Source organism: Bradyrhizobium sp. (genome assembly GCF_035570375.1).
Classification (GTDB): domain Bacteria; phylum Pseudomonadota; class Alphaproteobacteria; order Rhizobiales; family Xanthobacteraceae; genus Bradyrhizobium.
The window spans coordinates 62,130-84,284 of sequence record NZ_DATMLW010000123.1; the positions used below are offsets into that span (position 1 = coordinate 62,130).

Below are 22,155 nucleotides of genomic sequence, written 5' to 3' on the forward strand. Positions count from 1 at the left end.
GGTCCGCAAACTCTAACGACCGCCTCGCAAAAAACCGCGAGAGCGGGCCGGCAGCTTGCCTTCCACGTTCGGTACGTTGATGGCGCGCACTCCGCAAAAGAGGGTACCGGTTTTGCGAAAGAATGCGCGTGACTTTGATGTCCGGGACTTTGAGCGTGTCGATCTCGAAGCCGGTCGCGGGCTTTTCCTCCAATGACGGCAGAGGCTCAAACCTTTTGCCGGCCCGCTCGGACGGCCTCGACAATGTCGATGGCAGCCCGGACGCCGCCTTCTATATCCAAATGGGAGGTATCGAGCAAGTAAGCATCCGGGGCCGGTTTTAAAGGCGCAACGGCCCGATTCCGGTCGCGCTCGTCCCTTTTCAGGATATCGGCCAACACAGCGGCCTCGTCCGCGTCCTCTCCCCGCGCCCGCGCCTCGAGCGTGCGGCGGTGGGCACGCACTTTTGGGTCGGCCAGGACAAAGATTTTGACGTCGGCGTGCGGACAGATCACGGTTCCGATATCGCGTCCATCCAGCACTGCCCCCGGCGGGTCGGCGGCGAACTGCCGCTGAAAGTTCAAGAGCACTTCCCGTACTTTCGGATACGCCGAGACCACCGAGGCGGCGTCGCCCACGGCTTGCGTCTTCAGCGCTGGATCGCCGAATTTTTCCGGATCGAGCTCCATTGCCGCGGAGACAGCGATCATCTCGTTGGTCAGGTCGGCGCCGGCGTCGAGCAAGGCCTTGGCGACCGCGCGGTAAATCACCCCGGTATCGAGGTGGCGATAACCGTAATGCTTGGCGAGCCGCTTGCCGAGCGTGCCCTTGCCCGAGGCGGCTGGTCCGTCGATGGCGATGATCATGAAAACTCCGCCCCAATTCCACGCATCATCGGGATGAAATCCGGAAAGCTGGTGGCGATGAAGGCGGTGTCATCGACCTTGACCGGCTTGTCGGAGGCAAGCCCCATCACCAGCGCCGACATCGCGATGCGATGATCCATGTGGGTGGCGACAAGGCCACCGCCAGGTACATGGCCTTTCCCCTCCACGATGAGATCGTCGCCCGATATCTCGCAGCTGACGCCGTTGATCCGCAACATCGCGGCGGTAGCTTCGAGACGATCGGATTCCTTGACCCGCAACTCCTGCAAGCCGCGCATGATGGTGGTGCCTTCGGCAAAGCCTGCGGCCACCGCCAGCACCAGATATTCGTCGATCATCGAAGGCGCGCGCTCGGGCGGCACCTCGACCCCACGCAGTTTTGACGCACGTACCCGAAGCTCGGCCATCGGCTCGCCGGCATCGCCACGAACATTGCTCTCTTCGATCACCCCGCCCATCTCGCGCAACGTCGTGAAAAGCCCGGTGCGAAGCGGATTGGTCATCACATCTGGCAGAACGAGGTCCGAACCTTCGACAATCAAGGCCGCCACGATCGGAAATGCCGCCGAGGAGGGATCGGCCGGCACCATGACTTCTTCGCCATGCAGTTCGCCCTGGCCTGTCAGCGCAATCTTGCGGCCGTGTTTACCTTCCTGCGCCGAAACGATATCGGCGCCGAAAAACCTGAGCATCAATTCGGTGTGGTCGCGGCTCGCCTCGCTTTCGATCACGGTGGTGACACCGGGCGCGGCGAGCCCGGCGAGCAGCACCGCGGACTTGATCTGCGCCGAGGCGACCGGCGTGCGATAAGTGATCGGCAACAGGTCGCGCGCGCCTTTCAGCGTCAGCGGCAGGCGGCCGCCCTCCCCGCCTTCCGCGACCCTTGCGCCCATCAATTCGAGGGGGTCGAGCACCCGCCGCATCGGGCGCGCGCGCAGCGACGCGTCGCCGTCAAAAATGGCCGTGATCGGGCAGCCGGCAACCGCGCCCATCACCAGCCGGCAGCCGGTGCCGGAATTGCCAAAATCAAGCGGAGCACCGGGCTCGGCGAACCCAGAGACGCCCACGCCCCAGACCTTCCAGGCGAAATTGCCCGTTCGTTCCACTTTTGCGCCCAGATCGCGCATCGCCCCGGCGGTATTGAGGACGTCTTCGCCTTCCAGGAGGCCAGATATCCGGGTTTCGCCCACCGCCAGCGCACCCAAAATCAGGGCACGGTGCGAGATCGACTTGTCTCCGGGAACACGGACCTTTCCGGCCAACGGACCGCTGACGCGGGCCTCAAGGGGTGTTTTGTGATCGGCACGGCGATCGGAATGGGCCAAGATCCTGTCCTCTGACGTAGCCTGCTTGCAGGACATCCATAATTCTAGTGTGGCACTGGATTTGATGTTCCCATAGCGCACCCGCGGCGAGACTGATAGGAACTCAAATCCCAAACACTGGCAAATATTGGATTCCAGTGTGGTTTTGGATTTGACATTCGCCGCCCCGGAGTTCACGGCGGTGCCCGAAGGAACGTCAAAATCGGCCACGACAGCCGTCATGCCAGCCGGCGCAAAGTTTGCGCAACGCACTATTGACAGCGGCGCGCCAACTAGCCAAGTGAAACACCGATTTTTCGAAAAATTCGCTAGGACCCCACCGTGGCCAAATCCGATCTCGGAACCAAACGCGTTTGCCCGACGACGGGCAAGAAATTCTATGACCTCAACAAGAGCCCGGTGATCTCGCCCTACACCGGCGAGGTCGTGCCGATCGCGCCGGTCGCCCCGGCGCGCTCCCGCGGCAGCGCCGCAGGCGCCGCCGCCGCTACTGCCGCTTCCACCGCCGAGGCGGCGCCGGAGCCGATGGAGGCCGAAGAGTTGGTGTCGCTCGAGGAAGCCGACGCCGAGGAAAACACCGGCAAGGTCAAGGCGGTCGTTCCCGAATCCGAAGACGATATCGAGATCGACGAGACCATTGAAGACGACGATGACGATGATTCCACCTTCATCGCCGATGAAGAGGAAGGCGATGAAGACGTCACCGACATCATCGGCGACGTCAGCGGTGACGAGGAAACTTGAGCCGGTCAAAGACTGTGATCAGGGTTTTGACCCGCGCGTCGCCCAAGGCGCACGGGTCACGATCCGAAGGGGATCAGGCTCAAGATTTCAGTAGAGCGTGAGGGCGATCTGATCTAAAGCCATCACCGGTAGTAAGGGGCCATAGCTCAGCTGGGAGAGCGCTTGCATGGCATGCAAGAGGTCGGCGGTTCGATCCCGCCTGGCTCCACCACGCTTCGCCCTTCGGGCTTCGCGTGGCGCAGCCACAAGATGCCCGAAGAATGAAGCGTGCCCGGCATTGCCCGAAGGGCGAAGACGGGCCGTGGCAAGCCCTATCGTAGCGAAGGCTGTCACGCCGAAGCTCGAAGAGCGCAGGCTGACCCTCGCGAGGGAGGGCTATAATCTACGACAATGAAGTACATCTACATCCTCGAAAACGAGAACGCTGAGCATTTTTACCTCGGACTCACCGACGATTTGCGCGCCCGCCTCGCAAAGCACAATGCGGGTGAGGTGCCACACACCTCAAAATACCGGCCCTGGCGGATCAAAACCTACGTTGCGTTTTCGAATACCGAACGGGCGATCCGCATTTGAGCGATATTTAAAGTCAGGGTCCGGCCGCGCGTTTGCGCGCAAACGGCTCTGATGCTTAAAGCAATCCGAAAGCCTCCCCTAACCTTGCAAGAATCGAGCGATGGTCACCGATAGTATTGTTGGCGCCATGACCGGGTTGCGCGTGATCGATCTGACGCGCGTTCTCGGCGGACCCTACTGCACCCAGATCCTGGCCGACCATGGCGCCGACGTGATCAAGGTCGAGCCGCCGGCCGACGATGAGGTGCGCGACTGGGGACCGCCTTTTCATGGCGAGGACGCGGCCTATTTCGTCGGCATCAATCGCAACAAGCGTTCGATCGGGCTCGACCTCGCTTCCCAAGGCGGTCGCGCCGTGCTGATGAAGATGCTTGAGCGCGCCGATGTCCTGATCGAGAATTTCAAACCCGGCACGCTCGACAAATGGTGCATCGGCAACGAGGCCTTGCGCGCCAGATTTCCGAAGCTCGTGCACTGTCGCATCTCCGGCTTTGGTGCGGACGGCCCGCGCGGCGGCAATCCCGGTTATGACGCGATCATTCAGGCGATGACGGGCATGATCGCCGCGACCGGCTCGCCGCAATCCGGACCGATGCGGATCGGCGTTCCGCTGGTGGACATCACCACCGGGCTGTATGCGGCGATCGGCATCCTGATGGCGCTCTCGGAGCGGGAAAAATCCGGGCTTGGGCAGTTTCTCGAAACCACGCTGTTTGAGACCGGGCTTGCGATCATGCATCCGCACGCGGCGAACTATTTCATGCACGGCAAGCCGCCCGCGCTCACCGGCAATGAGCATCCCAACCTCGTGCCGTATACGATCTTCCCGACGCGCACCGACGACATCTTCATCGGGGTCGGCAATGACGGGACCTTCCGCAAGCTCGCCAAAGAGATCGGCAAGCCCGAGCTTGGCACCGACCCGCGCTTTGCGCGCAACAAGGACCGCATCGCCAACCGCGAGGCGCTGCGCACAGAGCTTGCCGCCGTGTTCAGCCAGCACGACGCCGGGCCGTTGTGCGATCGCCTCCTCGCCGCCGGGCTGCCGGCGGGACCGGTGCAGTCGATCGACCAGGCCCTCACCAGTCCGCATGCCGCCTACCGCGGCGACGTCATCGAGAGCGATTGGTACAGGGGCGTGGCGAGCCCGATCCGCCTCGAGCGCAGCAAGGCGAGCCTGCGCGGCGTCCCTCCCACCTTCAGCCAGCACGCGGCCGAGGTGCTCTCGGAATTCGGCTATTCGGAAGATGAAATTAACGCTCTGGTAGCCAAGGGGGTGGTTTGCGGCGCGGAACGCCGGCGCTGAGGCCGATGCGAAACCGCCCCTGGAGCCAGGCCCCTGCCACACTTCTTGGGGTGCTTGAACACCCCCAGATGATGCCCATATTGGAGATCGGTCGGAGGTTCCATGGAACTTCGGATCGATTGGGGTGCCGCAAGGGCCCCGAACTTCAAAGTCGCTTCGAGAGGACTTTGCGAAAATGTCTCGTGTTCCCTCGTTATCCAGTCCGTTCCTGCTGGGCTTCGACGAGATTGAGCGTGCGCTCGATCGCGTCGTCAAAGGCGCCGACGGCTATCCTCCTTACAACATCGAGCGGTTTGACCGTGCCAATGGCCAGCCCGAGCGGCTGCGCATCACGCTGGCGGTCGCCGGGTTCACCCGCGATCAACTCGATGTGACCATTGAGGAAAATCAGCTCGTGATCCGCGGGCGCCAGCAGGACGACAAGGCCCGGCAATACATCCATCGCGGCATCGCCGCGCGCCACTTCCAGCGCACCTTCGTGCTGGCGGAGGGGATGCTCGTGCTGGGCGCGGACTTGAAAAACGGGCTGTTGTCGATCGATCTCGCCCGGCCGGAACCGGAAAGGGTCGTTAAGACAATTGCTATCAATGAGCACGAATAATGGAACGAGTAGCGGACTCGACCGCTTGGACTCAGAAGGAGTCGAGACGATGACCGAAGTTAATATTGCGTTAGAACCGCGCGTCTCCCTGGAGGCGCTGGCAAGCCTCGGCGAGGGCCATATCGCCTATGTGAAGCAGATCCGATCCGAAGACGTGCCGGACCTGTTCCCGCAGGCGCCGAAGATCGCGCCCGGACTGAAGCTGTTTGCGCTCCACGCCGCTGACGGCACCCCGATCATGCTCACCGACTCGCGCGAAGCCGCGGTCGCGAATGCCTGGAGCAATGAACTGCAGGCCGTGAGCGTGCACTGACGGCGTCAGCGCCGCACAGATGCGGATCAATCAAGCGCGGACAGCGCCCGGGAGATCGGGCGCTACCGGCGTTTTCCGACAAAAGCGATAAGCGATATCAGGCGGCGCTCGCCGGCGGCAGCGCCAGCACCGAATAGATCGCCTGGGCCTCGCGCGAGGCTCTCAACTTCTTCGCCACATCCTGGTCGCGCAACAGCCGCGCGATTCGCGCAAGCGCTTTCAGGTGATCGGCGCCCGCGCCTTCCGGCGCCAGCAGCAGGAAGACGAGATCGACCGGCTGTCCGTCCATCGCCTCGAAATCGATCGGGCGTTCCAGCCTGGCGAACAAGCCAAAAATCTTTTCCAGTTTAGGAAGCTTGCCGTGCGGGATCGCAACGCCGTATCCGACCGCCGTTGTCCCGAGCTTCTCCCGCTGCAACAGCACTTCGAAGATCGAGCGCTCGTTCTGTCCGGACAGCGTTGCCGCGCGCGCTGCCAATTCCTGCAGTGCCTGCTTCTTGCTGTTGACTTTTAAAGCCGGGAGAATCGCCTCGGGTGCGACCAGATCGGTAATCGTCATGGGGCGTTCCGAGGTAAATCGAGCGTCAGGTTGCGAAAAGACTTCGGCGGGCGAATGAGGTGGAAAGGCGGCCGCCCACCACCCCGTTGCTAATTGGGTGGGCTTCTACTCCAACGCAAGAGCGGTGCCAACACCTGCGGAGTTTCCCCCGAGCCGTATCGTTAAGGGCGCGGACCATAGGGTCGCTCCCGGTGGCCGTCAATGCCGAACAGCACCCTTGCTTGCGATAGTTTTGGATAGAGCTGTCTCATGCCTAGCGTGTTGTTTCAGCACCATCTTTTGGGAGGGCGCCGGTTCCACCGGGCCGCTAGCCCGCCGCCTGGAGCGTAGGGGGATCGATCCATCCGACATTACCGTCGGGGCGGCGGTAGATGACGTTAACCCGGCCGCTTGAGCCATGGTGGAATACCAGGCAGGCGGCGCCGGTCAGGTCCAGTTCCATCACCGCTTCGGAGACCGAAAGGCGCTTCAGGGACGTCGTGGCCTCGGCGATGATGACAGGACTATAGCCTGACATCTCTTCATCGCTCTCGGCAGGCGCCTCGATCACATAGCTCAGTGCGTCGAGCGCTTCCATTCCCGCCAGCGCCTCTGAAGCCGCGTGGGCCTTGCGGGCAGAGCGATCCTTCAACCGGCTCTTGTAGCGGCGCAGCCGTTTCTCGATCATCAGTAGCGCCTGGTCGGCGCTGGCATAGGCGTCGGCCGCGCTCGAATCCGCTTCCAGCGTGATGCCCGAATCAAGATGCAACGCGCAATCGGTTCGGAAGTCGGAGCCGTCCTTGCTGAGCGTGATATGGCCGGAATAATTGCCGTCGAAATATTTGCGCAGCACTTCGTCGGTGCGCTCCGAAACACGTCCGCGCAAGGCGTCGCCGACACTGATGCTTTTTCCAGAGATCCGGAGAGTCATGGTGTGCCTCGATCGTTCGTGTCGTTATCGTTGCGCACACCGACACTAATCCGATTTCAGCAGGACGCAATCAGGCGGGCTGAGGGTCCCGGGATCGATCGGATGCGGCGGGCGCCGACAGGGCATTGCCGAGCATACTTTGCTTGTCGCGCCGCCGCTGAACCGACGATGGAATCCGCATGGCCTCACGGTACTTGGCGACGGTGCGACGGGCGATATCAATGCCGGTGGCGCGCAAACGTTCCACGATGGTGTCGTCGGAAAGGATCAGCGCCGGATCTTCCGCATCGATTAGCTGCTTGATGTGGTGGCGCACCGCCTCCGCCGAATGGGCCTCGCCGCCATCGGCCGAGGCGATCGAAGCGGTAAAGAAATATTTTAGTTCGAATATGCCGCGATTGGTCGCCATGTATTTGTTGGCGGTGACGCGCGAGACCGTCGATTCATGCATCTGGATCGCGTCGGCGACAGCTTTCAGATTGAGCGGCCTCAGGTGCGCCACGCCGTGTGTGAAGAAGCCGTCCTGCTGGCGGACGATTTCGCTCGCAACCTTCAAAATCGTGCGGGCGCGCTGATCGAGCGCACGAACCAGCCAGGTCGCATTCTGCAGACAGTCGCTGAAATAGGATTTGTCGCCGTCCTTGCGAATCGTCTTCGATAGTTCGGTATAGTAGGTCTGGTTGACGAGCACGCGCGGCAGCGTCTCGCTGTTGAGTTCGACATGCCATCCGCCGTCCGGACCCGGACGCACATAGACATCAGGCACCACGGTCTGCGCGCGGGCCGAGCCGAACTTCAGGCCCGGCTTCGGATCGAGCCTTCGAATTTCTCCGATCATGTCGGTGATGTCTTCGTCGTCGACGCCGCACAGCTTGCGCAGGCTCGCAATATCGCGCTTGGCCAGAAGCTCGAGATTTTCGACCAGCGCCCGCATCGCAGGATCGTAGCGATTGAGATCGCGCAACTGGATCGCCAGACACTCGCTCAACGAGCGCGCGCAAACTCCGGGCGGATCGAATTTCTGCAACACCGCGAGCACCGCCTCGACGTCGTCAGCCGAAGCGCCGAGGCGTTCGGCGGCCTGTCCAAGATCAGCCGGTAAATAACCGGCTTCATCGACCAGATCGATCAGGTACTGGCCGATCATGCGCTGGGCGGGCGCGGTGAAAGCCACCGCCAACTGCTCGGCCAGATGTCCGCCCAGCGTCACTTCGGCGGCGGCAAAGGCTTCGAGATTGTAGCCGTCGTCGTTGGATGCGCCGCCACCCCATTCGGTATAGGTGGTGGGGGCGGCGTCCTGCGCGTTGCGCGCGGCCGCTTCGGCGGGTTCTTCCGAAAACACGTTATCGAGCGGTGTATCGAGGGTCTGTTCGATCTCGGCGCGGCTGCCGAGATCGCGATTCATCCATTCTTCCTGGGCCGGCTCGAAGCCGTCGGCGCCGGACCCTTGCGAATCACCCGAAAATTCCTCGCCAAGACCGCTCTCGGAACCCTCTGCGTGCCCTGCCGCCGGCTCACCGGCGACGGGCGCCTCCGGACCGTCGCTTTCGCGCTCAAGCAGCGGATTTCGCTCCAATTCCTCTTCAACGAAGGCCGAAAGGTCGAGATTGGACAGCTGAAGCAGCTTGATCGCCTGCATCAACTGCGGCGTCATCACCAGCGACTGTGACTGGCGGAATTCTAGTCTCTGCGTCAGCGCCATGGAGGCAAGAACCGATTCCCAAAACTTGGTCCGATTCTTGCTTAAACTAGTCCTGTGCCGATGTACACGCCTTGACTTTGCGGAAAGAAGCGCGGGAGCGGCCGGTTAGATGCCCCCTCAGTTCCCCGATCAGAGGCGGAATTCTTCGCCGAGGTAAAGCCTGCGCACATCCGGATCGCTGACAATCTCGTCCGGACTGCCTTCCGTCAGGATTTGGCCGGCATAAACGATATAGGCACGGTCGGTCAGACCGAGGGTTTCCCGCACATTGTGGTCGGTGATCAGGACGCCGATACCGCGATTGGTGAGGTGTCGGACCAGGTCCTGAATGTCGCCGACCGCGATCGGATCGATGCCCGCAAAGGGCTCGTCGAGCAGCATGTAGTTCGGATTGGTGGCGAGTGCGCGTGCGATTTCAACGCGACGCCGTTCGCCGCCGGATAGCGCAATGGACGGCGTCTTTCGCAGCCGCGTGATGTTGAATTCATCGAGCAGGGAATCGAGTTTGGCCTCGCGTTTTTTGCGCGAGGTCTCGACCACCTCGAGCACCGCGCGGATATTCTGTTCCACGGTGAGGCCGCGAAAGATCGAGGCTTCCTGCGGCAGGTAGCCGATGCCCAATCGCGCGCGCTGATACATCGGCAGCTTGGTGACGTCGTGGCCGTCGAGTTCGACGGCGCCGCGATCGGCCTTGATCAGGCCGGTGATCATGTAGAACACTGTCGTTTTACCGGCGCCGTTCGGCCCCAACAGACCCACGGCCTCGCCGCGCCGGACATAGATGCTGACCCCGCGCACGACCTGGCGGGTGCCGAAACTTTTTTCCACGCTATGCACAGCCAGATATCCCGCCCGCGGCGCCTGTCGTGGGGCGGCAGCACCGTTGGTTCTGGGTGCGGGTTTGGCGGGAGCCGGGCGGGGCGCAGGGTTTTCGGTGCGCGGCAATTCCAACGCGGGCGAGGGGGCGGTGCGCGCCAGCGGAGGCGCATCGCGCACCGGGCTCGTCAGCATTTCGCCCATGCGGTCGCCGAGCGAGGTAATGTCATCGCGCGAACGCGCAAAACCGCCTTTGCCGCGGTTTGCGGGGCGCCGCCGGAACATGCCGAGTAAATCCACCATCCCCGCTTCGTCCGAACCCTTCGAGAAGTTCCGCGGCGATTGATTCGCCCGCCCAACATGAATGACCGGATGCCCCTTGCCCAGCGGACCAGTCTCAAGTTCCCAGGCGACCCCGCCCGCTAGATACAGGCTCAGACCCTCGGCTTCAACCGCGGCCCAGCCGTTCTTTCATTAAAGTATTGACGCTACTTTGGTTTATTTGGGGTCAGAGACTGCGGTGCACCGGGCGGGGGCGCCAACGGCTGGGGACCCGGCGGCGATGCACCGGGGAGCGCGGGTCCAGTCCCGTTCTGGTTGGACGACTGGAACAGGCCCTGCACCCTGCCGGAATCCGATTCGACCCGGGAAACGCCGGTGGTCATATCCACCAACAATCGATCGCCCCGCAGAACGTTCTTGCCTTGGGTCATCACAACGGGACCCCCGCCGCCCAGCATGGTGATGAGGTTGGTCTTGGTGTCGAACACAGCCGACTCGCCGGTCACGACCTGATCCTTTTGCGTCACGACCACATTGCCTTTGGCCTCGAGCCGCTTGATCGACGATGCGCCTCCCGGGCCAGGCGTTGCAGATTGCATCGGTGCGGGTTGAGCAGGCGCAGGCGCCGGTTTGGCGGCAGCCTTGGCGTTGGCATTGGTGGCCGAAGCTGCGGTTGCCGGCGCGGCGTTCTGGCCCGATGATTCATAGAAGACCACCAAAACCTTCGAGGTCATGGTGGTGTCGCCCTGCACCACCTTCACGTTGCCGGTGAAGGTCGCTTCTTTTTTCTTGTCGCGCATCTCAAGCGAGGCCGCCTCGATCTGAATTGGCTGATCGCGATTCTGCGAAAAGCCCTGCATGGCATTCGGCACGCCGGTCACCGTGCTTTGGGCGCTTGCATCGCCCGCAAGCAACATCGCCAAGAACATCACCAAGGCAAAGCCGGCACGAGCGGCGCCAACGATGAAGCGGCCTTTGAGGATTTCCCAGTGAAACAGCTTCATCGGATCATTTCACGTTGGAGGTCGCGTTAGAGGACTTGGCGTTCGGCCGCGTCTTCGCAGGCTTTACCGGCGCCGGAGCCGGCTCAGGAGCGGCTTCGGCAGCCGGTGGCGGCATCTTGTCGATATTCATCACGACATTGCCGTCGAAGCGGACGACCTCGCCGCCACCCGTGATCTTCAGCCGGTCGGCAGAAATTTTTCCGTCGGCCCATTTGACATCGACGTGCTCGTCGGAGGTCACTATTCCCTTGCCCATGTCGACGAAAGCCTGGCTGAGCCACGCTTCATAGCCTGTGGTGGTCTGCAAATAGATGTCCTTGTGCAAATCAAGCAGCGACTGCTTGGTGTCCATCAATCCGTTGACCGCCTCCAGCGTGACGGTCGATTGATCTTCCATCAACACTTTGCCCCGCAGCGTCTTCAGTTCGACGTGATCCGGATCGGTCACATCCTGGGTAGCGGTTTTGGCCCAGACCTCATAGGGCCGCTGGTCCTGCGAATAGCCCGCCAAATGTGGCGATTCCATCGTGATCTTGGTGCCGGAAATGACCATGCTTCCCATGTCCAGCGGCAATTTCGGCAGCAGCATTTGAAACGGATTGAAGACCGACGACACCAGAATGATGGTTGCAAGCGACAGAATGACGGCGGCGGGCACGGCGATCCGCAAGATGCGCACCATCCGGCTGTGGCGCGCTGCGATGGCAAAGCGCGCCTCCATTCCGGCTTGATAGGCGGGATTCTGAACCGAGCTCACCAAATCTCCGATTTTCTGGAGCAATATCTGGATTGTTTTACCCTGACGGCAAGGCCCAGCCCACACTCCTTTCGGGAGTGTGTCCGAAAAGGGGCGCGGCCAACCGCTCGATCGTCAGCGACTAGGGCTCCGATTCCGAAGTTCGCGAACGACTGCGGCGACCTCTTGCCTCGACACTGAACTTCAAATTCACCGCACTCTTATCGCGCATCAGGAATGGGCGAAAATGTCCTCGGCTTCCCAGCCCTGCAGATCGAGCTTTGCCCGTGTCGGCAGGAAAGTGAAGCAGGCCTGCGCCAGTCCAAGCCGACCCTCGCGCGCGAGCATCGCATCAAGGCGTTCGCGCAACGCATGCAGATGCAGCACATCGGAGGCCGCATAAGCGAGTTGCGCTTCGCTCAGGCCCGGCGCGCCCCAGTCACTCGATTGCTGCTGCTTCGACAGCTCGATGTTGAGCACTTCGCGCACTAGGTCCTTCAGACCGTGGCGATCGGTATAGGTGCGGGACAGCCGCGAGGCGATCTTGGTGCAATAGACCGGTTCGGGCATCACGCCGAAAGCATTAAAGAGCGCGGCGAGATCGAAGCGGGCGAAGTGAAAAATCTTGGTGATCTTGGGATTGGCAAGCAGCGCTTTCAGATTCGGCGCGTCACTCGGCCCACTCCCACGATCTTTCGGGATTTGCACGACGTCGGCGCTGCCATCGCCATTCGACAGTTGCACCACGCAGAGCCGGTCGCGATGCGGATTGAGCCCCATGGTCTCGGTATCGATCGCCACGGCGTCGGTGTAGCGGGTGAGGTCGGGCAGATCGCCGCGATGCTGGCGTATGGTCATCAATAAGGGGCCTCTGGTCGATTCGGAGGAGAACCAACCTAACCTTCAAGCTCGCAAGAGGCGAGCGGCGGGACGCGGCTTTCGTCAGCAAAATGCTGCAAGGCGCTTCGGGCAGCGGAGCCGCATGTCGGGCGGCTCGAACCGTGGGATCAGGCCGTCTGGCTGTCCGGCAATTTCGGCGGCTGCAGTTCGCGACTGTTGGCCCAGCGATCCAGGTTTTCGATGATCTTCTGATGGCTCGGACGCAGCGGCTGTCGCGCGTCGGGCTCCTCGGAAAGTGCACGTGGCAGCTTGAGACGGTCGGCCATGGGAAGTCCTCCCTTGGGATAGGATTATCACTCCATCCAAACCGAAAAATCAACCATAAACTATTGTTTTTATTGTAATATTTTACTAAAACCGCTTAGTTGTGGGAACTTTTGCTGCCTCAGTGAATTGAGTAAATTACTCAACTATCTCAATTTGGTGAGTTCCATGAACGACCTACGCGACGAGCGACTGCAGGTGATGCTTTCCCCCGAAGAGCTGACGGCGCTGGACGATTTCCGGTTCAAACACCGGATGCCGACGCGTGCGGCCGCCGTGCGCGAGCTTTTGAAGCTCGGCCTGACGGTCGCCACGACCGATGCGAATGCCGGCCTGAAATCCAGCAATTACGGCGTTTTCAACCGTGGTCCGGCCGGACACAGGCATGACGACTCAGGGCCGGATAGCGCCGCATAGGGTGGGCCAGGGCCTGGAGCCGGATCGGGAATGGCGGCGCAAACCCGTGATTCATCGTTGGCCTGCGATGATTATCTTCGAATTTCACAATTTTTGCCGGGTTTTTGAGCCATTCCAGTGACCGGCTGTGTACCGGTTTTCGCGTCTGAAAAATCGCAGCGCTCCGCGCGTGATAGAGTGCCTCCACATATCCGGAGCACATTGCGCCATGATCGAAGTCCATTGTAGGCCGGCCATCGAACGTCACCGCAAGGGCGGGTGGGAACTTGTCCTGTGGACCGGGGATGCATTCGACTATTCGACGCCCTTTCGGGAAATGCTGTCCGATATCGCCGCGCTGCTCAACCGGGAAGCGCCGACGTCCCTGGAATTGCCGGCGTACGAAACCTCGGAGGATGACGTCGAAGGCGAACTTCAGTTCGGCAGTCAGACAATCCGGATCTATTACGAGCACACGCTAAGCTATCTCGCCCTGATCAGCGACAGCGAGCCTATGCTTCAGAAGATCGCCAACCGGCTCCAGCCGCTGTTGGCGCTTGTCATTACGGCGCCGCTCGCCTTCGATGCACAGGGGCGCCTTCGTGCAGCCGTTCACGCCTCGCCTGCAGCATAAGCCGGGCGCGCGGGTTCGAATTACAGATATTGTCCCGGTTCGGCGTCTTCCCCGGAATTGACCGGCGCGAGCACCTTCGCCAACTTCGTGATGCAATACTGCGGGAGTGGTGCCCAGGAAAGGACTCGAACCTTCACGACTGTTAGGTCACTGGCACCTGAAGCCAGCGCGTCTACCAATTCCGCCACCTGGGCATGGGGCGGTTTGTTAAGGTTCGGTCGCGCGCTTGTCAAATTGGCGCGCCTACCCCCGAATAGATTATTCAAATAGGCTGTACAGAAATCGGGCGATGGCGTATCGGCAAATCGCCGAAATATCCGCCCGATCAACCGAATCCGCCCCGCGCGGAATGGACTTAAAAGGCATTCGAACATGGCATCGAACCTAGAAACCCTGGTGACGGTTTTCGGCGGGTCCGGCTTTTTGGGAAGAGCCGTGGTGCGGGCGCTGTGCAAGCGCGATTATCGCATCCGCGTGGCGGTGCGGCGGCCGGAGCTCGCCGGCCACCTCCAGCCACTTGGCAAAGTCGGGCAAATCCACGCGGTCCAGGCCAACCTGCGTTACCCGGCCTCGGTCGAGGCCGCGATGCGTGACGCCGATATCGCCATCAACCTCGTCGGCATCCTGGCGCCATCAGGCGCGCAGACCTTTGACGCCGTGCAGGCAGAAGGCGCGGGCACGGTCGCGAAAGCGGCAGCTCACGCAGGCGCGCGGATGGTTCACGTTTCGGCGATCGGCGCCGACGCCAATTCCGTCTCGCGCTATGCGCGTTCCAAGGCTGCCGGCGAAGCGGCCGTGCTGTCCGCCGTTCCCGCCGCGACCATCCTGCGGCCATCGGTCGTGTTTGGCCCCGAGGATGATTTCACCAACCGCTTTGCGGCGCTGGCGCGGATATCGCCGGCCTTGCCGCTGATCGGCGGCGGGGCCACCAAATTGCAGCCGGTCTATGTCGGCGATGTCGCCACAGCGGTAGCCGACGCAGTGGACGGCAAGATCAAGGCGGGCGCGACCTACGAACTCGGCGGACCCGAAGTGCTCTCCATGCGCGAAATCATGGAGATCATCCTTTCGATCACCGAACGCGACCGTATGCTGGTGTCGCTGCCGTTCGGGATCGCGAAACTGCAGGCGCTGTTTTTGCAGTTTGCACCCGGCGCTTTCAAGCTGACGCCCGATCAGGTCGAACTACTGCGGAGCGACAACGTGGTGTCGGAGGCGGCGAAGGCTGCCGGCCTCACGCTGGAGGGGCTCGGCATTGCGCCGGATTCGCTCGAGGGCGTCGCGCCGCAATATCTCTGGCGCTTCCGCAAGGCCGGCCAGTTCACGCACAAGAGCGCGTGACTCCGTAAGTTTGAGCACGTCCCCATCCTGAGGAGCGGCCGATGGAGTTTATCATCGGGCCGCGCTTTGCGGACCCGTTGGCCGCGTCTCGAAGGATGAGTTGCCCCTCATGGTTCGAGACGGCGCAAGCGCGCCTCCTCACCATGAGGAATCTTACCGTCCCATCGCCAGTGCAATCAGGCCAAGCGTGCCGACGACGACGCGCCACCACGCAAACAATCCGAATCCCCGGCGGGTGACGTAGTTTAAGAACGTTTTCACCACGATGATCGCGACGACGAACGACACCACAAAGCCGATCGCGATGATGCTGAGGTGGTCCGACGTCATCTCGGCGCGGTTCTTGTAAAAATCATAGGCGAACGCACCGATCATGGTCGGAATCGCCAGGAAGAACGAGAATTCGGCCGCCGCGCGCTTGTCGGCGCCCAGCAGCATCGCCGCGACGATGCTGGCGCCGGAGCGTGACACGCCGGGAATCATCGCCAGGCACTGCGCAACGCCGATCCACAAGTAAGTGAGCAGCGGGAATTTCGTGGCGTCATGTTCGTGCGGCTTGTGATCGAGTTGGTCGACCCAGAGCAGAATCGCGCCGCCGACGATCAGCGAGAAGCAAACTACCCACGGATTAAACAGAACTTCCTTGATGTACTTGCCGGCGATCAGTCCGATGATCACCGCCGGCAGAAACGCCACCAGGATGCCGATGACAAAGCGACGGTCATCGGCATTGGAAAACATCCCGAGCGCGATCTTCCACAATTTGGCGAAATAGATCACGACGATCGCGAGAATCGCACCGAGTTGGATCAGCACCACGAAACTGTCCCAGAAAGCGCCCTCACCGAGCCCGAAGAAGCGCTTCACGAGCAGCATGTGGCCGGTCGAGGAAACCGGCAAAAATTCGGTGATGCCCTCGACGATACCGAGAATGACCGCCCGCAACGAATCAGACAGCATGATTGAGCGTCCTTTTAATAAGGTTGGGATGACACGACGGCGATCCGGCCCGGACCATTCCAAGCAAATACGGCCGAAAACGGCCGGATTCTTCTCGCTTATTCGGGTGTAGGCCGCAACGGCAAAAACGCAAAAACCCTAGTCGGGTGGATTTGACATTCGCCAACCGCCTAGCCAAAAGCTCAGAAAGCGGATGTCGAATTCTAAACTCCACCGGCACTTCTTCAGGGCTTCATGTTCACGCTGTTTCATCATCCCTTCTGCCCGCACTCGCGCTTCGTTCGCCTCGCGCTCGGCGAAATCGGCGTCGATCTGCAACTGATCGAGGAACGGGGTTGGGAACGGCGCGAAGCTTTTCTCGCATTGAATCCAGCCGGCGCCACGCCGGTCCTGGTTGCCGAAGGGCCGTCGGTGATCCCCGGCGCCGCCATCATCGCGGAATATCTTGACGAAACTCTCGGTGATGCCCTGGCCGAGCGGCGATTATTGCCGTCTTCGGTCGGCGAACGCGTCGAGGTGCGGCGGCTGATGGCGTGGTTCAACGAAAAGTTTTTCAAGGAAGCCTCCAACCCACTGGTCACCGAACGCATTTACAAACGCTTCATGAGCGAGGACGAGGGCGGCGGCCCGCCATCGGCCGATGTGATCCGCGCGGCGAAGGCAAATGTGCGCTATCATCTGGCCTATATCGGCTGGCTGGCGCGAACGCGTAATTACCTGGCCGGCGACCGGATCACCTATGCGGACCTCGCCGCCGCAGCGCATCTTTCGGCGATCGATTATCTGGGTGACGTGCCATGGGCCGAGGACGATGCGGCAAAGGCCTGGTATGCACGGGTGAAGTCCCGGCCCTCTTTCCGTCCGCTGCTCAGCGAATGGCTCGCGGGCGTGCCGGCGTCACGCACCTATGTGGATCTCGACTTCTGATTCCATCGATCGGCATTGTTCTCGAAATCCTCGTAAGAATCTTTGGGAGAAGCGATGCGCGCTTCTGCCGCCATGCATGACGATCTCAAGGAAACGCTGACCCGGGAGGCGCACGCACTCGGCTTCGACTGCGCCCGCGTGACCGATCCCGGCGCAATCGCGCAGGCCGGAAAATATTTTCTGGAATTTCTTCAAGCAGGCGGCCACGGCGACATGGACTGGCTCGCGGCCAATCCCGAGCGCCGCAGCGATCCGCGAACCTTGTGGCCCGGCGTTCGTTCCGTGATCATGCTCGGCGTCAATTACGGTCCCGATGAGAATCCGCTCGCGATTTTGGAGCAGCGGACGCACGGTGCGATTTCGGTGTACGCACAGGGCGACGATTATCACGACGTGATCAAGAAGCGGCTCAAGGCGCTAGCGCGATGGCTGGCGGCAACCGCCTCGTGCGAGGTCAAGGTGTTCGTCGATACCGCGGCCGTGATGGAAAAGCCCTTGGCTCAGGCCGCGGGCCTTGGCTGGCAGGGCAAGCATACCAACCTTGTATCGCGCGAGTTCGGCTCGTGGTTGTTTCTCGGCGCGATCTTCACCGATGCCGATCTGCCACGCGACGAAGCCGATCGCGATCACTGCGGTTCATGCCAGGCTTGCCTCGACATCTGTCCGACATCCGCGTTCCCGGCGCCCTACAAGCTCGATGCGCGCCGCTGCATTTCCTACCTCACCATCGAAAACAAGGGGCCGATCCCGCGCGAATTCCGCCAGGCCATCGGGAATCGCATCTATGGCTGCGACGATTGCCTGGCGGTCTGCCCATGGAACAAGTTCGCGAAGGCCGGCCATGAGGCGAAACTGTCGCCGCGCGGGGAACTGCGCGCGCCCAACCTTTCGACGCTGGTGCGGCTCGACGACGCGGCGTTTCGGAAACTGTTCGCGAAATCACCAGTCAAGCGCATCGGCCGCGACCGCTTCATCCGCAATGTGCTGATTGCGATCGGCAATTCGAATGATCCATCACTGGCAACGGAAGCCGAGCGTCTGCTGGCTGATACAAGCCCGTTGGTTCGTGGCGCTGCCGTGTGGGCACTGTCGCAATTGCTGGAGCCTTCAGCTTTGACGGTGCTGGCGTCGCGCGCCGCGGTGGCAGAGACAGATGTGACCGTGCAAACGGAGTGGGACGCAGCACATCTCCCGTCGTGACGGTCGTCAGCCCATCTCCGCAACAGCAGCCAGGATCCGCGCAATGTCCTGTGGCCGCGACAGGCGATGATCGCCGTCCTGGATCATCGTCAGCACCACATCGTCGGCCGGCAGCCGGTGCGCCAGCGCAAACGCGTGCTTCCACGGCACATCGGGGTCCTGCGCGCCTTGCAGGATATGCACCGGACAGCCGACCTCGATCGTGCCGCCGAGCAGGAGATGCTGGCGGCCCTCCTCGATCAGGTTGCGGGTGATCGGATAGGGGTCGCCGTATTCGGACGGACGCAGCCAGACGCCCGTGGTCTCGATCTGGTGGCGAATGTCGGACGAAAACCCCTTCCACATCAGCTCCTCGGTGAAATCGGGCGCCGGCGCAATCAGCACAAGCCCCTTCAGCGAGACGCGGGGGGCAGGACGCCTGGCGAGTTCCCGCGCCAACAGCAGCGCCATCCACCCGCCCATGGAGGAGCCGATCACCACCTGCGGGCCAACGCAAAACTGCTCGAATACCTCGACGCTTTCTTCCAGCCAGCGCCCGATCGTACCCTCGACGAAATCGCCACCGGATTCGCCGTGGCCGGAATAGTCGAACCGGATACAGGCGCGGCGACGCTCGGCCGCCCACGCATCCAGCGCCAGGGCCTTAGTGCCCCGCATGTCCGACTTGAAGCCTCCGAGCCAAAAAAGCCCCGGTAAATCGCCTTCGCGGGCACGGACCGCGATGCGGCGCATCGCATCGGTCCGGCCGACCTCGATCGTCAGGGGTTTCTCTGGGTTTGCGGTGGAACCGGTCATGGCGTCGTCACTCCACGCCCTCTCTGCGTGAGCGGATGATGTCCGTCAACGAAAAGCCGGTTAACGCGTTATGATGCTTGCGTCGGGTGAACTTGCGCCCTATCTCGGCGGTCCAAGCATCCGCGTGGCCGAAAAGCATCGCATTTGATGCTTTTTCGCTTCCCAAGGGTGAGTTTGCTTGCCCGCAGGGCCTTATTCCTTCAAACTACAACCTTCGTTCACAATTTTGGAGAACTACCCATTCGCCGTCCCAATAGAGCCCCGCCCACCGTTGCCAAAGATGGGCCGCGCACCAACGATGAAATCCGCAACGCAACGGTTCAGCTAATCGACCAGCACGGCACGAATCTCGGCACCGTCGAAACGATCCTCGCGATCAAAATGGCGACTGAAGCCGGAATGGATCTCGTTGAGATTTCGCCCAATGCCGCTCCTCCCGTTTGCAAGATCATGGACTACGGGAAGTACAAGTATTCGGCGCAGAAAAAAGCGGCAGAAGCCCGCAAAAAGCAGAAGACCGTCGAAATCAAGGAGATCAAGCTTCGGCCGATGATCGACGATCATGATTACGACGTGAAGATGCGCGCTATGCAGCGCTTCTTTGAGGAAGGCGACAAGGTCAAGATCACTTTGCGTTACCGCGGCCGCGAAATGGCGCACCAGGAAATCGGCACCAAACTTCTCGACAAGATCAAAACCGACGTCGCGGAGTATGCCAAGGTCGAGCAGGACGCCCGCTTCGAAGGCCGCCAAGTCGTGATGGTTCTAGCACCGCGCTGATCCCCGGTCGCCATTCTCTAAAAATCCGGTCGTCCACTGTCCCCGCTTCAGACGCGCGGGGACGGTGCTGTCTTGGGTTTAAGGGCACCGGACGTCAGAAAGACTTCAGGTTTTGCTCGCCTGCCAGGTCCCGCTGCAGCGGTCGCCGGAGATGACGCCGCTCCAGCGGCCCGTTCCCGAGCTGCCGACGAGACGGCCCTTGCCGTCCGCCGCCGACAAGCCGACCGAAATGTGAACGGAAACAGCGCCGCCCGGGGTGACGCCGCCGGTCACCTTGCCACCGCCGGCCGAGGAAACCTGCGTGCCGGAGACGTTGAAGGGGGCGCTGTTGGTCGAGCTGCAATTGCCGGCGCGAGTGGTGAAGGTCACGTTCCAGTTCCCGTCATAGGCGCCCGGCCGCGTCCCGGCCGCCGCCGGGCTCAACATTCCCGCGGCAAAGGCGATCGCGGTGAGGGCAAGGATTCCCCGCACCGGGCGGATCGGTTTGAAATTCATGAAAGAAATGATTGATTGGGCTGAAATGCTCATGTTGTCCTGCCGTCCTAATGAAGCGGGCGATGCCAATGACCGGCATCCTGTCATCAGTCGGGGAAGCGGATTTGACGGTTCGTCGTTGCCAAAATGAACTTGTTCTGCCATAAGCGCGGCCTTCATCGCCCGGCTGATCAAGGGCTGCCGTGTCGGTGACCGTGCGGGTTTTGTCGAAAGACATAAGAACCTGAGCACTTTCAACGCTCTAACGAGCATTTTAGCCGGGAAAGCGCCGTTTTTGGCGGGATTTTCTGCGGCAACAGGAGAGCCAAATGCCCAAGCTGAAGACCAAGTCGGGCGCTAAAAAGCGCTTCAAGGTGACTGCCACTGGCAAAGTGCTGCACGCCCAGCGCGGCAAGCGCCACGGCATGATCAAGCGGACGAAGAAGCAGATCAGACAGCTCCGCGGCACCCGCGTGCTGTTCAAGACCGACGGCGACAACATCAAGAAATACTTCCTGCCGAACGCCTGATCGCGCGCTGCTTCCGCTGCGCCGCGTCCCGCGCGGCGACCGTCATTCAATTTTCAGAGATGAAGGAGATCTGTCATGGCTCGCGTCAAACGCGGTGTGACCTCTCACGCCAAGCACAAGAAAGTCTACAAGGCCGCCAAGGGCTTTTACGGCCGCCGCAAGAACACGATCCGGGCCGCCAAGCCCGCGGTCGAAAAGGCCGGGCAATATGCCTTCCGCGATCGCAAGCGCAAGAAGCGCACCTTCCGCGCGCTGTGGATTCAGCGTCTTAACGCTGCCGTCCGCCCGTTCGGCATGACCTACAGCGTGTTTATCAACGGCCTGTCCAAATCCGGCATCACCGTCGACCGCAAGGTGCTCTCGGATCTCGCGATCCACGAGCCGGCAGCGTTCCAGGCGATCGCCGAGAAGGCCAAGGCGGCGCTCGCCGCCTGACGCGGTGAGACGGCGGAGCTGATCGGCTCCGCTATTTCGCCATCCGGCGCGCATAGCGTTGCGAAACCGCAGCCCGGCACATCGCCGTCGCCGAGCGCCACATGGTCCCCTGCTTGTCCGCGTATTTTTCATCGCAGCGGCCAAGCTGGTCCTGGTAGGTGCGCTTTTGCGGTGTTTTCAACCGGGAGAGAAACGCAGCCTCGCATTTCTTTTCGACGGCGTCGCCGAACTGGATGTCGGCCGTAGAGCCCATCTGGCAGGCCTCGAACACTTTCATCGAGGCGTCGCAGCTTGATGCGGCGTTCACCGTCGCGATGATGCCAGCCATCTCGAACGATTTGACCGGACAGTCTTCGGCGGCCGCAGGAACCGAACCGGCGGACAGCAAGACGGCCAGAAAGACGGCCGACGACAATTCCAGACGCATCATGGGCTCCATACATCCAACGGCTATTGGTGCGATGCTGGTCCGAAGGGTTCAAGGGGCGATCAGCGCGGTCCTTAACAGGCTTTTGTTCGAGGTTTGGCCTTGACGTTCCGGCCCCGGGGCGGCCACAACCAGCCGCATTTCCGCGGGAGAAATTGATAGCCGTGTCCGACCTCGCAGCGCTTGAACAGGAAGTCCTCGCCCAGATCGCCGCGGCCGGCGACGAAGCCGCCCTCGAGACCGTGCGCGTCTCGGCGCTCGGCAAGAAAGGCTCGATCTCGGCGCTCCTCGCGACTTTGGGTAAAATGTCGCCCGACGAACGCAAGACCCAAGGGGCGGCGATCAATCTCGC

Annotated in this window: 27 protein-coding genes, 2 tRNA genes and 2 pseudogenes; 16 read left to right on the forward strand and 15 right to left on the reverse strand. The window is 61.6% G+C overall.

Annotation, left to right across the window (positions count from 1 at the left end):
- Positions 1 to 206: 206 nt before the first annotated feature.
- Together cmk and aroA are read right to left on the reverse strand one after the other, a co-directional pair.
- Positions 207 to 845, reverse strand: coding sequence for a (d)CMP kinase (gene cmk, locus VNX23_RS12755; protein WP_325630513.1), 639 nt, complete (start codon positions 843 to 845; stop codon positions 207 to 209).
- Positions 842 to 2,227, reverse strand: a complete 1,386-nt coding sequence (gene aroA / locus VNX23_RS12760) for a 3-phosphoshikimate 1-carboxyvinyltransferase (protein WP_325630515.1) — start codon at positions 2,225 to 2,227, stop codon at positions 842 to 844. The genes cmk and aroA overlap by 4 nt, the downstream gene beginning before the upstream one ends.
- Before the next feature lie 285 nt (positions 2,228 to 2,512).
- Between aroA and VNX23_RS12765 the strand changes: the two genes are divergently transcribed.
- From VNX23_RS12765 to VNX23_RS12790, 6 genes and pseudogenes are all read left to right on the forward strand, one after another.
- On the forward strand, positions 2,513 to 2,935 hold the full coding sequence (locus tag VNX23_RS12765; protein WP_325630517.1) for a TIGR02300 family protein: 423 nt from the start codon (positions 2,513 to 2,515) through the stop codon (positions 2,933 to 2,935).
- Between the two features lie 135 nt (positions 2,936 to 3,070).
- Positions 3,071 to 3,146, forward strand: a tRNA-Ala gene (locus tag VNX23_RS12770).
- A gap of 179 nt (positions 3,147 to 3,325) precedes the next feature.
- Positions 3,326 to 3,563: pseudogene (locus VNX23_RS12775) on the forward strand (GIY-YIG nuclease family protein).
- A gap of 48 nt (positions 3,564 to 3,611) precedes the next feature.
- On the forward strand, positions 3,612 to 4,817 hold the full coding sequence (locus VNX23_RS12780) for a CaiB/BaiF CoA-transferase family protein (RefSeq protein ID WP_325630519.1): 1,206 nt from the start codon (positions 3,612 to 3,614) through the stop codon (positions 4,815 to 4,817).
- 175 nt (positions 4,818 to 4,992) lie between these two features.
- The gene (locus VNX23_RS12785) at positions 4,993 to 5,418 is read left to right on the forward strand and encodes an Hsp20 family protein (protein ID WP_325630521.1); all 426 of its coding nucleotides are present in this window, start codon (positions 4,993 to 4,995) and stop codon (positions 5,416 to 5,418) included.
- A 49-nt stretch (positions 5,419 to 5,467) separates the two neighbouring features.
- Positions 5,468 to 5,731, forward strand: coding sequence for a DUF1150 domain-containing protein (locus VNX23_RS12790; RefSeq protein WP_325630523.1), 264 nt, complete (start codon positions 5,468 to 5,470; stop codon positions 5,729 to 5,731).
- 97 nt (positions 5,732 to 5,828) lie between these two features.
- Here the strand turns inward: VNX23_RS12790 and ptsN are convergent, their stop codons facing one another.
- The 8 genes from ptsN to VNX23_RS12830 form a co-directional block, all read right to left on the reverse strand.
- On the reverse strand, positions 5,829 to 6,290 hold the full coding sequence (ptsN, locus tag VNX23_RS12795) for a PTS IIA-like nitrogen regulatory protein PtsN (RefSeq protein ID WP_325630524.1): 462 nt from the start codon (positions 6,288 to 6,290) through the stop codon (positions 5,829 to 5,831).
- Between the two features lie 307 nt (positions 6,291 to 6,597).
- Complete coding sequence (gene hpf / locus VNX23_RS12800; RefSeq protein ID WP_325630526.1) at positions 6,598 to 7,200, reverse strand: ribosome hibernation-promoting factor, HPF/YfiA family; 603 nt, start codon at positions 7,198 to 7,200, stop codon at positions 6,598 to 6,600.
- A gap of 70 nt (positions 7,201 to 7,270) precedes the next feature.
- On the reverse strand, positions 7,271 to 8,902 hold the full coding sequence (gene rpoN, locus VNX23_RS12805; RefSeq protein WP_325630528.1) for an RNA polymerase factor sigma-54: 1,632 nt from the start codon (positions 8,900 to 8,902) through the stop codon (positions 7,271 to 7,273).
- A 129-nt stretch (positions 8,903 to 9,031) separates the two neighbouring features.
- The gene (gene lptB, locus VNX23_RS12810) at positions 9,032 to 10,021 is read right to left on the reverse strand and encodes an LPS export ABC transporter ATP-binding protein (RefSeq protein WP_325630530.1); all 990 of its coding nucleotides are present in this window, start codon (positions 10,019 to 10,021) and stop codon (positions 9,032 to 9,034) included.
- A gap of 185 nt (positions 10,022 to 10,206) precedes the next feature.
- Complete coding sequence (locus VNX23_RS12815; RefSeq protein WP_414642985.1) at positions 10,207 to 11,004, reverse strand: LptA/OstA family protein; 798 nt, start codon at positions 11,002 to 11,004, stop codon at positions 10,207 to 10,209.
- Positions 11,005 to 11,008: 4 nt separating this feature from the next.
- Positions 11,009 to 11,761, reverse strand: a complete 753-nt coding sequence (gene lptC, locus VNX23_RS12820) for an LPS export ABC transporter periplasmic protein LptC (RefSeq protein ID WP_325630531.1) — start codon at positions 11,759 to 11,761, stop codon at positions 11,009 to 11,011.
- Positions 11,762 to 11,971: 210 nt separating this feature from the next.
- Positions 11,972 to 12,598, reverse strand: coding sequence for a ribonuclease D (locus VNX23_RS12825; RefSeq protein ID WP_325630533.1), 627 nt, complete (start codon positions 12,596 to 12,598; stop codon positions 11,972 to 11,974).
- 149 nt (positions 12,599 to 12,747) lie between these two features.
- On the reverse strand, positions 12,748 to 12,906 hold the full coding sequence (locus VNX23_RS12830; RefSeq protein WP_325630535.1) for a hypothetical protein: 159 nt from the start codon (positions 12,904 to 12,906) through the stop codon (positions 12,748 to 12,750).
- Between the two features lie 166 nt (positions 12,907 to 13,072).
- Between VNX23_RS12830 and VNX23_RS12835 the strand changes: the two genes are divergently transcribed.
- Positions 13,073 to 13,321: a hypothetical protein gene (locus VNX23_RS12835; protein WP_325630536.1), complete on the forward strand. Its 249-nt coding sequence runs from the start codon at positions 13,073 to 13,075 to the stop codon at positions 13,319 to 13,321.
- Positions 13,322 to 13,529: 208 nt separating this feature from the next.
- A complete protein-coding gene (locus VNX23_RS12840; RefSeq protein ID WP_325630538.1) occupies positions 13,530 to 13,934 on the forward strand; it encodes a hypothetical protein in 405 nt (134 codons plus the stop codon).
- Positions 13,935 to 14,041: 107 nt separating this feature from the next.
- On the opposite strand, the gene VNX23_RS12845 is transcribed toward VNX23_RS12840, so the two are convergent.
- Positions 14,042 to 14,128: transfer RNA gene (locus tag VNX23_RS12845), tRNA-Leu, on the reverse strand.
- 178 nt (positions 14,129 to 14,306) lie between these two features.
- Here VNX23_RS12845 and VNX23_RS12850 point away from each other — a divergent pair.
- Positions 14,307 to 15,275 carry a complex I NDUFA9 subunit family protein gene (locus VNX23_RS12850; RefSeq protein ID WP_325630540.1) on the forward strand — a complete coding sequence of 323 codons (969 nt, stop codon included), beginning with the start codon at positions 14,307 to 14,309 and terminating at the stop codon, positions 15,273 to 15,275.
- A 153-nt stretch (positions 15,276 to 15,428) separates the two neighbouring features.
- Here VNX23_RS12850 and VNX23_RS12855 read toward each other — a convergent pair whose 3' ends face one another.
- Positions 15,429 to 16,235: an undecaprenyl-diphosphate phosphatase gene (locus VNX23_RS12855; RefSeq protein WP_325630541.1), complete on the reverse strand. Its 807-nt coding sequence runs from the start codon at positions 16,233 to 16,235 to the stop codon at positions 15,429 to 15,431.
- Positions 16,236 to 16,469: 234 nt separating this feature from the next.
- Between VNX23_RS12855 and VNX23_RS12860 the strand changes: the two genes are divergently transcribed.
- Positions 16,470 to 17,162, forward strand: coding sequence for a glutathione S-transferase family protein (locus VNX23_RS12860; RefSeq protein WP_325630542.1), 693 nt, complete (start codon positions 16,470 to 16,472; stop codon positions 17,160 to 17,162).
- A gap of 54 nt (positions 17,163 to 17,216) precedes the next feature.
- Positions 17,217 to 18,362, forward strand: coding sequence for a tRNA epoxyqueuosine(34) reductase QueG (gene queG / locus VNX23_RS12865; RefSeq protein WP_325630544.1), 1,146 nt, complete (start codon positions 17,217 to 17,219; stop codon positions 18,360 to 18,362).
- Between the two features lie 6 nt (positions 18,363 to 18,368).
- Here queG and VNX23_RS12870 read toward each other — a convergent pair whose 3' ends face one another.
- Positions 18,369 to 19,094, reverse strand: coding sequence for an alpha/beta hydrolase (locus VNX23_RS12870; protein WP_414642987.1), 726 nt, complete (start codon positions 19,092 to 19,094; stop codon positions 18,369 to 18,371).
- Positions 19,095 to 19,397: 303 nt separating this feature from the next.
- Here VNX23_RS12870 and infC point away from each other — a divergent pair, with 303 nt between their 5' ends.
- Positions 19,398 to 19,937, forward strand: coding sequence for a translation initiation factor IF-3 (gene infC / locus VNX23_RS12875; protein WP_325630557.1), 540 nt, complete (start codon positions 19,398 to 19,400; stop codon positions 19,935 to 19,937).
- Between the two features lie 105 nt (positions 19,938 to 20,042).
- Here infC and VNX23_RS12880 read toward each other — a convergent pair whose 3' ends face one another.
- Complete coding sequence (locus VNX23_RS12880; protein ID WP_325630546.1) at positions 20,043 to 20,432, reverse strand: hypothetical protein; 390 nt, start codon at positions 20,430 to 20,432, stop codon at positions 20,043 to 20,045.
- On the opposite strand from VNX23_RS12880, the gene VNX23_RS12885 reads away from it, so the two are divergent.
- The 3 genes from VNX23_RS12885 to rplT all read left to right on the forward strand — a co-directional run bounded on the left by VNX23_RS12885 (position 20,431) and on the right by rplT (position 21,376).
- On the forward strand, positions 20,431 to 20,562 hold the full coding sequence (locus tag VNX23_RS12885; protein WP_325630547.1) for a hypothetical protein: 132 nt from the start codon (positions 20,431 to 20,433) through the stop codon (positions 20,560 to 20,562). The genes VNX23_RS12880 and VNX23_RS12885 overlap by 2 nt on opposite strands.
- Positions 20,563 to 20,740: 178 nt before the next feature.
- Positions 20,741 to 20,941, forward strand: coding sequence for a 50S ribosomal protein L35 (gene rpmI / locus VNX23_RS12890; RefSeq protein WP_298259510.1), 201 nt, complete (start codon positions 20,741 to 20,743; stop codon positions 20,939 to 20,941).
- A gap of 75 nt (positions 20,942 to 21,016) precedes the next feature.
- Entirely contained in the window at positions 21,017 to 21,376 is a 360-nt protein-coding gene (rplT, locus tag VNX23_RS12895; RefSeq protein WP_325630549.1) for a 50S ribosomal protein L20, read from the forward strand.
- A gap of 31 nt (positions 21,377 to 21,407) precedes the next feature.
- Here rplT and VNX23_RS12900 read toward each other — a convergent pair whose 3' ends face one another.
- Positions 21,408 to 21,806, reverse strand: a complete 399-nt coding sequence (locus VNX23_RS12900) for a hypothetical protein (protein ID WP_325630551.1) — start codon at positions 21,804 to 21,806, stop codon at positions 21,408 to 21,410.
- Between the two features lie 161 nt (positions 21,807 to 21,967).
- Between VNX23_RS12900 and VNX23_RS12905 the strand changes: the two are divergent.
- Positions 21,968 to 22,155: pseudogene (locus tag VNX23_RS12905) on the forward strand (phenylalanine--tRNA ligase subunit alpha); the annotation flags it as partial.